We start from the raw sequence: 11,528 nt of genomic DNA, 5'->3' as shown, positions 1-11,528 counted from the left end.
CGACGGTACAACCCTCGCAGGCCTCTGGCCACACCAGCAGGCACCCCTGATCGCAAAGGCAGGCGCAAACGTCTTCGGTCCAGTGTGCAACACCAACACCAGCATGACCTCTGCCTGGAACCTTGCAAGGGCTGTCACCTTCATGAAGGCAGCTGTTGCAGTTTCCACTATCCCCTGTCACGTTGACATGGGTATGGGTGTCGGCGGAATCCCCATGCTTGAGACTCCTCCAATCGATGCCGTTACAAGGGCAAGCAAGGCAATGGTCGAAATTGCCGGCGTCGACGGCATATAGATCGGAGTCGGCGACCCAATGGGTATGCCGATTTCCCACATTATGGCTTCCGGTATGACCGGGATCAGGGCAGCAGGCGACCTTGTCGCAAGGATGGAATTCTCAAAGAACATGAGGATAAAAGACGCAAAAGAGTACGTGGCAAAGAAGCTCGGAGTCAGCACCATGGACCTCTCAGACGAGCACGTCATGCGTGAACTCCGTGAAGAGCTTGACATCGGTGTCATCACCTCCGTGCCCGGCGCAGCCAAAGGCATTGCAGCAAAGATGAACATCGAGAAGCTTCTCGACGTCAAGATCAACTCCTGCGATCTCTTCAGAAAACAGATTGCTTAAGATGGACTGGGTCAGGCTCCGGCCTGTACCTTCCTCCATGCAATGGAAAACCGGCAGGAAGCAAAAAACGCGAACAGCCGTCAAAAATGCTTCAATATCTCCGGAAAACCGCTCTGGAAAATTCTTTCCCGACCCGTGTTCCGGAGATAAATCTCTGCCTTCTTTTCCATTTTCTTTTTTTGGAATTTTATTCTAATCTCTGTTTTTCTTTCATTCAACTGCCTGAGCAGGATTTCCCTTCCTCAACAAGTCGGATTTATCCGATCTGGCAGGTGGGGAGGAATGCGTAATCTATCTCGATTTTCTTTATCATTAACCTTTATTATTCCTACGCTGCGTATATTGTAGCAGATAGCCTCGACACTTCCCAAGTGGAGTAGGGAACTGCAATAAGCAGATCACAGCTTTAAGTTGAGTCTACTATCATCGGAAACGGTTCTATCTGGTATAGGGTCGGTAACAGCCCCTCCGAAATTCACCTTTGAAGCGTCTCGATAGAACTGGGCTGCCATTCTCACAAGAGAATTCAGGAGTGGTTCTCCTCAGGTCAACCAGCCATACGCATAAGATGATCTGCAACAGCGGGGATATGCAAGCCCCTTCCTCAGAAGCTCCGGTTTACCGGATCGAACAGGGTGGAGTAGTTGACTTCTTAATTTTTCTATTGTCGAGTATTCTTTTTTATTTTTTGCAGTCATTTTTCTTCGTTTTTCCAATCTGCAGTTTTTCTTTCAGGGTTTAACTGTTTTCAATTCCTAACTTCCTCCCCGGTTGTTTTCAGTCAGGTTGTTCTGTAATTTTTATTTTTTTGTGATGTAATCTGCTTGATGCGATAAACTTATATATTTATACGTGCTTTTATTTATTGGCAAATCAAATTTACTTGATTTGCTTTAAAAAGTGCCATTTTAAATCTCCATAATTCGGTAGACTCCTGAAGTAATTTGCCTTTGAACCTCCATCCTTTTTTTCCTTTTTTGTCTCCCTGAGTTGATTCTCTCTTTCCTCCTTTCTCTTTTTCTTTCTTCCATACATTTCGGTTTTCCTTTTTTTGATTCCCTGCGCCCTGATACGGAAATATATCGAGTGCCTTCAGGGATTTTTATTGCCAGCCCAAAGTTTATCCGTTGATACGATAATTATGCAGGAAATCCAAACCTGCAGGTAAATGCATGAACAGATCCTTATTTCTTGTTTTCATACCTGATTCTACGGTTTATCTGACATTCTGGTGAGAACCATGGCTGACACAATTCACTGGGCGGACTTCATAGCCGAAGACGTGTTAAATAAGAGTGGCAAGCACCTTGTTGCCACAGGAATCACTCCTTCCGGACATATCCATATAGGCAATATGAGGGAGGTCGTGACTGCTGATGCTGCTTACAGGGCACTCCTTGACAGAGGGGCAGATGCTCGTTTAATCTACATTGCCGACAACTACGACCCTCTGCGCAAGGTTTACCCTTTCCTTCCTGAAAGTTATGCCGAGCATGTGGGTAAACCCATTTCCGAGGTTCCCTGCCCATGCGGGGAATGTGCAAACTATGCCGAGCATTTCCTGAAACCTTTCCTTGAAGCCCTGAGACGCCTTGGCATCAACCCCGAGGTTTACAGGGCAGACGAAATGTACAGGGCAGGAATGTATACCGAAGCGATAAAGTCCGCTCTTGTGAAAAGGAATGAAATTGCAAAAATCCTTGAAGAGGTTTCGGGAAAAACAGTTGCAGAGGAATGGAGCCCTTTCAACCCCCGCTGTAACGAATGCGGTAAAATCACGACCACGAAGGTTACGGGTTTTGACCTGGAAGCCGAAACTGTGGACTATGTCTGTGCCTGCGGGCATTCCGGGACAGTGCCGATGGCAGGAGGGGGAAAGCTTACATGGAGAGTGGACTGGCCTGCCCGCTGGGCTGTTCTTGGGGTAACTGTGGAACCATTCGGAAAAGACCACGCCTCAAAGGGTGGCTCCTATGATACCGGAAAGCGAATAGTAAGGGAAATCTACGGGCACGAACCTCCCTACCCTATAGTCTATGAGTGGATAATGCTTGGGAAGCAGGGAGCAATGTCTTCTTCTACGGGAGTGGTTGTCTCGATTTCGGATATGCTTGAGGTGGTGCCTCCGGAAGTTCTTCGCTACCTTATCATCCGTACAAAACCTGAAAAACATATCAAGTTCGACCCCGGGCAGCCTCTCCTTACCATGGTGGACGAATACGAGCGGCTCAGGGAAAAATTCCGGGAAAATGATCCATCCCTCGGGGACTTTGAAAAGAAGATTTACGAACTCTCCAGGGCAACCGGTATCTGCCATCCGGAAATTCCTTTCAAGCAGATGGTGACAATCTATCAGGTCGCCCGGGGAGATTTCGGGCAGGTGCTGAAGATCGTAAAGCGTTCGGGCTTTTCAATTGAAGATGAAAAGTGTATCAGGGAACTTGTGGATAATGTCTCAAAATGGCTTGAACTGTACGCCCCTCCTTTTGCCAGGTTCAGTGTAAAAGAAAGAGTGCCTGTGCAGGTAGCAACCCTTTCGGAGCTCCAGAAAGCCTTTCTTGGGGCGTTTGCAGACCTTATCGAAGCAAGAGATAAGATCAGCGGAGAGGAATACCATATGCTGGTCTATTCCGCAAAAGACGAAGGTTCTGAACTTAACAGGTTGATCGCGGAAAAGTTAAATGAGCCGGCCCCACAGGTTGATCCAAAAGACCTTTTCAAAGCGATTTACACCTCAATTCTCGGGCAGAGTTCGGGTCCTAAAGCCGGTTGGTTCTTATCTTCTTTTGAGGAGAATTTCCTGGTAACCCGGTTCAGAGAAGCTTCAATATACATCCCTGAAAAACGCATGTGAATAAAGTCCGATAATAAGGAAAAATCCAGATATAAGGAAAAATCCAGATATAAGGAAAAATCCAGATGGATATAGAAACCAATGATGAGCGGGATATACAGGATATGGGCATCACGGAAATAGAGATAACTGGCACGGTAGGAATGAATGATCTGGATGCCCCGGTGAAAAAACCCGCAGGCTCTTCAAAAGAGCACTTCCTTGCCTGGGATAAAGAATACGCCCATCTCAAATGGGGAGGCCCTGCGTCTATTCGGAGTTTGCAGGCTTATATTGCGCCAGAAGCGAGAGTTCTGGATGCAGGCTCAGGGAACGGAAGGTACCTTGGGGAGCTTTCAAGGCACTACACCGCGATTGGAGCTGATATCTCTTTAACTGCACTTGGAAGTTCCCGCTCACAGCTTGCAAGAAGCGGCAGGTTTGCAGAACATCTTGGGGCAAGTGTGCATGCCCTTCCTTTCAAATCCGGGTCATTTGACGGAATTCTCTGTTACGGGGTGCTCCAGCATCTTTTTAAAGAAGAGCGGGAAGCTGCTGTCAGGGAATTCTCTCGCCTTCTCTGCTGTGGCGGTTTTATTTTTTTCGAGGCCTTCGGCTGTGAAGATATGCGCTGCGGAGGGGAGCCTTCAAGCCCATTTGAAGAAAAAACTTTTGCCCGGCAAAATGGGATAATTTACCATTATTTTACTGAAGAAGAAGTAAAGAAACTTTTTTGCGGGTTTGAAGTTCTTGAACTGGAAAATGTAATAAAAGAGAAAACTTTTAGAGGGGAATCTTATCAACGGCACATGGTCAGGGGAGTTTTCCGGAAACTTTGAATTTAATTCAGATTTTTTCTGAATCTTCCTACTCATCTGTTTTTTGCCGTTTCAGACCCTCTATATAACTTTAAAAACAACCTGAATATTTTATTTTTCATACAAAAGCTAGCTTCAGGTAATTAAGCACGATTATTACAAGGGCTCCGAAAATTCCTCCTATTGCGCATACCAGGACTGCTACCCAGGTGATTGCGATTTCAAGTCCTAACAAAAACTTTGCTACGATCAAGGTTACGATCCCAAGTGCTGCATTTATTGCAAGGCTGGTGGCAGTCTTAAGGACTTTGTACAGCACAAATGCCACTACAGCTGCCAGAATTAATACTGATATTTCGGGAACTCCAACTACCATAGTTTATACATAGAGTTCAAATTATTTATATTTATCATTGAGTTTTATGAATCAGTTGTGGCTTTTTGGCAATTTGTGCCATATATACTCAAAAATGGATCCCGATCTTTTTTATTTGAGGAATAAACACTATTTTATGGCTTATTTTTCCTCAGAGCGCCCGGACAAATTTAACAATAATTTCATTAAGTGCTGCCTCGTTTGAATAAGTTTGTACCTCCAGTGAAGGCTCAGGATTCCCGAGCACCATTGAAGAGACTGCAGCATCGGACCTGTGCAGGCAGAGTACAGGAATTTTCCGGATAAGCGCCCTGCATATTTCATAGCCTACGCCCGTGGACGGTACTGTTACTTCTGCAATCAGTGCATCGCTTTTTGCAAGCAAACCAATATCTCTGGCATAGATTTCCTGCTCAGTCATTTTTGATTCGTTTTCTTCCAGCTCGGGGTCTGCAACATGCCAGCTGAGTACTTCCGCTCCTGCTTCTTCGAGGGCGTCGTACATAAACCGGTATGTCTCAAGAAGCTGTCTTCCTCCCCGGATCGAACCTGACAGGAATATTTTCGGGTTCTGCCGTTCTGCTACTGTCTTTTTTTCCATTATCCGATCATCCTTTTTTCTCTTCAGTCTCTTGCCGCTCTTTTTTGCCTGTTTTTTGTCTGTTTTATCTGTTTCAGTTCTCTTATTGCACGCCTCTGAAGTAATGCCCTGTGGTAAAACCTTTTCCGAGATCCTCACATTTTTCCTTTGCCCTCTCTCCGGTCTCACAAAATGCGTCAATTGCTTTCCTGTATTTCCCTGTAATTCTCCTGATTTCTTCTGGATTGTCCATTCCGAGAGTCTCGATTCTCAGGCTTGAAATGCCACTTTCGATAAGTGCCGGGACATATTCCAGCATGCAGAGGGACCTTGAGTTCAGGAGGTGAGTCCTGCACTGGTAGTCCATGAGCAGGGGAAATTCGTAATTCTTTTCATCTACCAGCTTAAAGTTCCCTGAGGTACAGGGCGCGCTGCACTGATTTCCACCTTTCCCGAGCAGCCCTCCTGCAAGGCAGTGTTCGGATTCCATCAGTTCGAGGCGGCCGTGGATAATGCATTCGGCAGGTCCGTAAGCAGCTACTTCTTTGAGCTCGTCAAGCGTTAATTCGGGAGAAATTACAGCCATTTCTGCTCCTTTCTGCAAAAGGAGGGCAAAGGTATAGCCGTTATAGATATTCATGGGACTGTCTGCAATACACGGAACCTTTTTTTCTTTTGCGAGGTTAAACGTCCCGAGGTTTGAAACAAGGACACCGTCAGCTCCGAACTTTTCCACACGGGAGAGAAGTTCTTCCACCGGTTTCATCTCGTAGTCCTTCACTATTTTAGGAGTATTAAAATAGATTTTACTGCCTGCAGCTCTGGCTTTCAGAACAGCGCTTTCAAAAATAGATTCAAGACTCCTGCCAGAAGCCTTCTCTCCGTCGGAGTTTTTCTCATTTCCGGCTGCTTTCGGCCTTCTATACAGTCCCTCTCCGAAGTAAACACAGTCTGCTCCGCCTGCAAGAGCTCCTTCAAGCCCTTCAGAGGAATACACGGCAACTGAAAGCAAGGGCTTTCCCGGAAGTTTTTGGGTTTTTATTTCCTCTATCTCCCGCGTTTCCTTTCTTTTCTCTGTTTCCCCTATTTTCTCTGTTTCCCCTGGTTTCCCGTTTTCCTCTATTTCCTTTGCATTTTTTTCTCCAAATACAGGGAGCTGCAGATTTCCTAGAGGCGCCCGCTTCCACTTTGATACGCGCAGGTTTTCAAGCTGCAAGACCGCTTTTGTCCTCAAGTCGTTCAGTTGCCCAACGGGAATAAAAATATCCCCTTCTACATTCACATTAAGTTCGGCTGCCTCAAAAAGAGTATTTCCAAACTTGGTGAGCTGTTTTTCTATCTGGGCTTTTGAGGTTGGCACCTTTTCTGCCTTCTCGACCAGATATTCGGATTCAACTGTCACTACATTTGAATCGCTGTCTTTTATTTCGAGCCTGGCAGGTTTTCCCTGGGCAATGGTTGCTGTGATAAGTAAGGGGATCTTAGGCCTCAGGGCTCCGAATTCGCTTTCTTTTTTAAGGGAATCCATGAGTTTCTTGTCATGTGTCCTGTAAACCGTGCTTCCTGATGGCGCTCTTGATTCAAAGGAGATCTCTATGACTTCTCCTTTCCCCGCATTGTATACAGGGCCCCTTTCAGTATACATCGAGGATATGATTTTTCCTTTATCTTCAGGCCTGGTCTCGGCATTTTCGACCATTATCCCGTCTCCCAGGCGGAGGGAGTTTGAAAGTTTTATGCGAATACGCTTTGTGCGCGTGTCATAGCTGACAACCGTGCCTGCGGGAATCCCGCGGTTGTGGGGGTTTTCCCGGCTCATAAGTTTTTCACGCGGGTTTCCAAAAAAGTAGCCTGAGGTAAAGCCGCGGTTAAATAGCTGGGTAAGGGTCTCCTGCTCCTCTTCGGAAACCGAATAACCGGCAGGGTTTTTCAGGTACCTGTCAATCAGGCGGTGGTAGATCCTGACAACTCCTGCAACATATTCCGGCCTTTTCATCCTGCCCTCAATTTTGAAAGACTCGATCCCGGCTTCTATAAGGGCTCCAAGGCCTGAGGTCGTGTTAAGGTCCTTAGGGCTTAAAAGATAACTGCCGCTGGTTTTAACCTGCTTTCCTGCACAGTACAGCCTGTACTTTTTGCGGCAAGGCTGAGCGCAGTATCCTCTGTTTCCGCTTCTTCCCCCTATAAGACTGCTCAGGAGGCACTGGCCTGAATAGGAAATGCAGAGGGCTCCGTGTACGAAAACCTCTATCTCTACATCATTTTTTTCTTTTATCTTATTTATATCTTCAAGTGAAACTTCCCGTGAAAGTACAACTCTTTCGATTCCCAGGTCCTTTACAAAAGCAACTCCTTCACTGTTATGCAGAGTCATCTGCGTGCTTGCATGCAGGGGAAGGTCAGGCAGGTATTTCCGGGAAAGGGAAATAAGTCCAAGATCCTGAATGATAATCGCATCTGTTCCCATTTCTCTCAGGCGGGAAAGCAGTATTAGAGCACTTTCCATTTCCTCTTCCTTGAGCAGGGTGTTTACGGTTACGTAGATTTTTACGCCCCTGAGATGGGCATAATCAATAGCTTTTTCAAGCTCTTCCTCTGAAAAATTAGATGCATATCCCCGGGCGCTAAAAGCCCTGGCTCCTATGTATGCAGCATCAGCTCCGTTTTCTACAGCTGCCGTAAGGGCTTCCATGCCGCCGGCCGGTGCCAGCAGTTCAGGTTTTGCAGGCTTCATCAAATGGGATTACAGAGTATGCTCTTAATTAAGCTTTGGCATCCTTTTTGGAGAACATAAAACTGAAATTCAAAAAGTGCGGAAATATTCCTTCCTGCAAGCTGATAACTGCTCAGGAATCAATTCCTCTAAAAAACACCTTAAAACCAATCGGTAATACTGTTGTAAAAATAATAAAAGGGGGGAGTAGATTATTAAAGAGCTAACGGACAAAACCCGATATAATGTTTTTCCGGGTTATGCTTTTGGCCCAATTATCCAGGTCATAATCCTGTTGTTTTTCTTATCTTTTGAGGTTTCGCAGAGTATTTTTCCATCATGCATGTGGGATTCGCAGGAATAGTTGACTTTGTCTTCCTTTCCCATGTGCTTGAAGTGTACCTTGAAGTATCCCTCTGAGCACCCTATCCCGTATTTAATCCAGCCTTCAATATCCGCTCCACCCTCACAGCTTCCATCGCATGCAATAAGCTCAAAGATCTTTTCTTCATAAGACCCGATTTTTTCTGGAGCAAAGTGGCCTTTTTTGTACTTTCCCTTCTCAATTTTCTGAGCCTGAAGCACAAAGTCCTCACCGGTGTTGTTCAGGATCTTCAACTGCAACCCTTCAAGAGTTTCCATAGTTTCTGTTTCTGACATCTTCGATTACCCCGATAAGAATTCAGATAAAAATTCCAGATAAGAGATTGTCTCTAATAAATAAAAAAGTATCTCAAAATATCTGGAAGTAAATATATTATAGAAGGAAGAATCGTTGAGGTAATAGAGGCTCTTGATACCTTAATGCTCTGGGTGAAGTAAAGCCCTGGAAAATAGATTTCCTGGAAATATAGATCCCTTGAATATTAAGGATTATGGATGCCAGGCTCTTCTGAAGGGCATCATCCTCAATTTTTTCCAGCACTCAGAGCCTTACAGGGATTTCCCGCTCTCTCAGGTACTCTTTTACTTCTCGTATTGAATATTCACTGAAGTGGAAAATGCTTGCTGCAAGGGCTGCATCGGCTTTTCCTTTGGAAAACCCTTCATAGATATGCTGTGGGTTTCCAACTCCGCCAGAGGCGATGATTGGGACATCCAGTTCTTCGGAGAGCTTTCTTGTAATGGGGATATCGTAGCCAGCGCAGGTTCCGTCCCGGTCCATACTTGTAAGCAGGATTTCTCCTGAACCCAGTTCTTCTGCTCTTTTTGCCCACTGCACGGCATCAATTCCCGTAGCTTCCCTGCCGCCGTAAATTACCACTTCATACCAGGCGGGGGTCCCATCTTCAAGTTCCAGGATGGTTTTGCCGGGATTGTTCTTTATGTCTGTATTTCGCCTGCAGTCAATCGCAGTAACAATACACTGGGCTCCGAATATGTCAGAGGACTCTTTTATAAAATCAGGGTTTTTTATTGCCGAGGTGTTGACCGAAACCTTATCAGCGCCTGCCCTCAGGATCTGGCGGATAGCGTTAATTGAACTGATCCCGCCTCCAACTGTGAGGGGGATAAAAACCTCATCTGCGGTCCTTTCGATCACATCGATCATGGTTCCCCTGCCGTGAGCTGAAGCTGTGATATCCAGGAAAACAAGTTCGTCTGCGCCGTCTTCATTATAGCGCTTGGCGAGTTCCACAGGGTCTCCGGCCTCTTTCAGGTCCACAAACTCCACACCCTTGACTACACAGCCGCCTGCCCTGTCAAGGGTCACATCAAGGCATGGTATGATTCTTTTGGTGAGCATCAAGGGATATTGAAGTTAACTGTTATTAAAAGCTTATTGAAATTAAGCGGTAGAAGTCCTGAGGGCAGCAGGCTGTCAGAATAAGTAGAGATGGAATAATCTGGTGGTCCCTCATTAACTGGTTGATATATTCCAGAGTCCGGGAGAAGATCTTCCGTTTTCTCTCCCTGCGCCGCAAGGACCTGGGCCGACCTGCCAACCAGATAATAAGCGACCTAAAAACCAACAACGCGATTAAGAGAGATAAAAATACATTGGATAAATGCCCCCGGACTGAGAGAACACTTTCCTTTACCTCAGAAACCGTGTTTTAATTCAAGTAAACATCAGCACCTCCACCAGCCGGTCTGGAGGCCCTGCAAAAAAGCAGAATAAACAGATGTGAAATGCCAAAACCCATTAAGTAGTCCTCTTGAGCGAGCGAAAAGGACAGCGCACTGCAGAGCTGCAACTCTGCTGATTCAGCCAAATATATTCATCACACGTGCGCCTTCAAGTCTGGACATCTCTATTTCTGAACATTCCAGCACTTTCTTTCTAATTCTGATCGGGGCTCCCACCCTGAGGGCGAGGGCAATACAGTCGCTCGGTCTTGCGTCGAATTGCATTATGTTATTGTCCTTTCTTATCAGGAGGCGGGCATAATAGACTTTATCTACCTTATCATCGATCATTACGCCCTCTACCTTTATTTCCATACGGTCAAAAATATTAACCATGAGGTCATGAGCCATCGGGCGAGGAGGAGAGATACTTTTAAGCACGTTTCCTATTGAAAGGGCTTCCAGATGCCCGATGTATATGGGAAGCATCTCGCCTTTTAAATTCTCAAGCAGTACTACCGGAGTAGGGTCACTGAAAACATCGACTATATAGACATCTTTGACATGAATTTCTTCAAAATCCTCGTAATTATCGATGTCCATATCAAGTAGTTAATTTCACATATATTAATACCTTATTTAATTTTTTTTAAATTATTAAAGGAGATGCTTATAGCCTTGTTTCAGACTTTTTCTAATGCCAAATTTTCGCATTCTCAATTTCTTGGGAAGCCATGTTTACCAAGCATGGGCACGAAGATAACCTCACCTTTTCTTTTTTTATGTATATTGCCATTGCTATCTTTTTTTACCTTGATAAGTTCCTGGTAACAATCCCCTACCGGAATTACCATTATGCCCCCGGGTTTCAACTGTTCCAGCAGAGTCTTAGGGATAGAGGGCGCTGCGCATGTTACAGCTATCCTGTCATAAGGTGCATGCCGGGGATAACCTATTGATCCATTCTCAAGTAATACTGTAACATTATCGTACCCCGTTTCCTCCAGATTCTTCATTGCAAAATTTACAAGAGGTTTTATGCGCTCCACCGTGTATATACGTCCGGTTTTTCCTATGAGCTCTGCCATCACTGCAGCATTATATCCGGAACCTGCCCCAATTTCCAGGACTTTATGTCCTTCAGACAGCTCCAGGATTTCACACATAATAGCAACCATACGAGGGGCGGATATTGTTTGCCCGTGGCTGATTTCGAGAGGTCTGTCCGTATAAGCTGCCCTTTGCTCATATTCCGGAACAAACATGTGTCTGGGAACACGGAGCATGGCCTTGAGCACTTTTTTTTCCAGTACGATACCTTCAAGCCCTTCTACAAGGAGCTTGCGAAGCTCTTCAAATTCTTTTTCTTCTTTTTCTTCTTTTTTTCTTCTCTTGTTATCCTTACCATAGTCCTTTTCGGAAATCGCGTTGACCAGAACCATCCCCCTCCTTTCTGGCAATTATTTTACGTATTTTGTAAGCACAACGTCGCCTTTTCTTGATCTGA

The 11,528-nt window shown here is 45.5% G+C and carries 10 protein-coding genes and 1 pseudogene; 3 read left to right on the top strand and 8 right to left on the bottom strand.

Features of this window, described 5'->3' with window-relative positions; all coding sequences use genetic code 11:
- Positions 1–631: pseudogene (gene mtbB, locus EO98_RS04160) on the top strand ([dimethylamine--corrinoid protein] Co-methyltransferase); the annotation flags it as partial.
- An 879-nt stretch (positions 632–1,510) separates the two neighbouring features.
- Here mtbB and EO98_RS18215 read toward each other — a convergent pair.
- Positions 1,511–1,666 carry a hypothetical protein gene (locus EO98_RS18215; protein ID WP_156161014.1) on the bottom strand — a complete coding sequence of 52 codons (156 nt, stop codon included), beginning with the start codon at positions 1,664–1,666 and terminating at the stop codon, positions 1,511–1,513.
- A 205-nt stretch (positions 1,667–1,871) separates the two neighbouring features.
- Between EO98_RS18215 and lysS the strand changes: the two genes are divergently transcribed.
- Together lysS and EO98_RS04145 are read left to right on the top strand one after the other, a co-directional pair.
- Positions 1,872–3,485: a lysine--tRNA ligase gene (gene lysS, locus EO98_RS04150; RefSeq protein ID WP_048141572.1), complete on the top strand. Its 1,614-nt coding sequence runs from the start codon at positions 1,872–1,874 to the stop codon at positions 3,483–3,485.
- A 65-nt stretch (positions 3,486–3,550) separates the two neighbouring features.
- The gene (locus EO98_RS04145) at positions 3,551–4,303 is read left to right on the top strand and encodes a class I SAM-dependent methyltransferase (RefSeq protein ID WP_082098462.1); all 753 of its coding nucleotides are present in this window, start codon (positions 3,551–3,553) and stop codon (positions 4,301–4,303) included.
- 97 nt (positions 4,304–4,400) lie between these two features.
- On the opposite strand, the gene EO98_RS04140 is transcribed toward EO98_RS04145, so the two are convergent.
- From EO98_RS04140 to EO98_RS04110, 7 genes are all read right to left on the bottom strand, one after another.
- On the bottom strand, positions 4,401–4,658 hold the full coding sequence (locus tag EO98_RS04140) for a pro-sigmaK processing inhibitor BofA family protein (RefSeq protein ID WP_048141570.1): 258 nt from the start codon (positions 4,656–4,658) through the stop codon (positions 4,401–4,403).
- 151 nt (positions 4,659–4,809) lie between these two features.
- Positions 4,810–5,259, bottom strand: coding sequence for a nucleoside 2-deoxyribosyltransferase (locus EO98_RS04135; protein ID WP_048141593.1), 450 nt, complete (start codon positions 5,257–5,259; stop codon positions 4,810–4,812).
- A gap of 82 nt (positions 5,260–5,341) precedes the next feature.
- Positions 5,342–7,972 (bottom strand): DUF3656 domain-containing protein, encoded by a 2,631-nt coding sequence (locus tag EO98_RS04130; RefSeq protein ID WP_048141568.1) that lies wholly within the window; start codon positions 7,970–7,972, stop codon positions 5,342–5,344.
- A 237-nt stretch (positions 7,973–8,209) separates the two neighbouring features.
- The gene (locus tag EO98_RS04125; RefSeq protein ID WP_048141566.1) at positions 8,210–8,611 is read right to left on the bottom strand and encodes a hypothetical protein; all 402 of its coding nucleotides are present in this window, start codon (positions 8,609–8,611) and stop codon (positions 8,210–8,212) included.
- Positions 8,612–8,876: 265 nt separating this feature from the next.
- Positions 8,877–9,698: an imidazole glycerol phosphate synthase subunit HisF gene (gene hisF / locus EO98_RS04120; protein WP_048141564.1), complete on the bottom strand. Its 822-nt coding sequence runs from the start codon at positions 9,696–9,698 to the stop codon at positions 8,877–8,879.
- Between the two features lie 461 nt (positions 9,699–10,159).
- Positions 10,160–10,624, bottom strand: a complete 465-nt coding sequence (locus EO98_RS04115; RefSeq protein ID WP_048141563.1) for a bifunctional nuclease family protein — start codon at positions 10,622–10,624, stop codon at positions 10,160–10,162.
- A 113-nt stretch (positions 10,625–10,737) separates the two neighbouring features.
- The gene (locus EO98_RS04110) at positions 10,738–11,463 is read right to left on the bottom strand and encodes a protein-L-isoaspartate O-methyltransferase (RefSeq protein WP_048141561.1); all 726 of its coding nucleotides are present in this window, start codon (positions 11,461–11,463) and stop codon (positions 10,738–10,740) included.
- Positions 11,464–11,528 lie beyond the last annotated feature (65 nt).

This window comes from Methanosarcina sp. 2.H.T.1A.6 (assembly GCF_000979455.1).
In the GTDB taxonomy this organism is placed as follows: Archaea; Halobacteriota; Methanosarcinia; order Methanosarcinales; family Methanosarcinaceae; genus Methanosarcina.
This window is presented reverse-complemented; position numbering and strand designations above follow the sequence as displayed.

Bases quoted from the DNA above. Each gene is read 5' to 3' on its own strand.
- EO98_RS04125 (WP_048141566.1), bottom strand. From the start codon at position 8,611: ATGTCAGAAACAGAAACTATGGAAACTCTTGAAGGGTTGCAGTTGAAG.
- EO98_RS04130 (WP_048141568.1), bottom strand. From the start codon at position 7,972: ATGAAGCCTGCAAAACCTGAACTGCTGGCACCGGCCGGCGGCATGGAA.
- EO98_RS04110 (WP_048141561.1), bottom strand. From the start codon at position 11,463: ATGGTTCTGGTCAACGCGATTTCCGAAAAGGACTATGGTAAGGATAAC.
- EO98_RS04145 (WP_082098462.1), top strand. From the start codon at position 3,551: ATGGATATAGAAACCAATGATGAGCGGGATATACAGGATATGGGCATC.
- EO98_RS04135 (WP_048141593.1), bottom strand. From the start codon at position 5,259: ATGGAAAAAAAGACAGTAGCAGAACGGCAGAACCCGAAAATATTCCTG.
- EO98_RS04140 (WP_048141570.1), bottom strand. From the start codon at position 4,658: ATGGTAGTTGGAGTTCCCGAAATATCAGTATTAATTCTGGCAGCTGTA.
- EO98_RS18215 (WP_156161014.1), bottom strand. From the start codon at position 1,666: ATGTATGGAAGAAAGAAAAAGAGAAAGGAGGAAAGAGAGAATCAACTC.
- lysS (WP_048141572.1), top strand. From the start codon at position 1,872: ATGGCTGACACAATTCACTGGGCGGACTTCATAGCCGAAGACGTGTTA.
- hisF (WP_048141564.1), bottom strand. From the start codon at position 9,698: ATGCTCACCAAAAGAATCATACCATGCCTTGATGTGACCCTTGACAGG.
- EO98_RS04115 (WP_048141563.1), bottom strand. From the start codon at position 10,624: ATGGACATCGATAATTACGAGGATTTTGAAGAAATTCATGTCAAAGAT.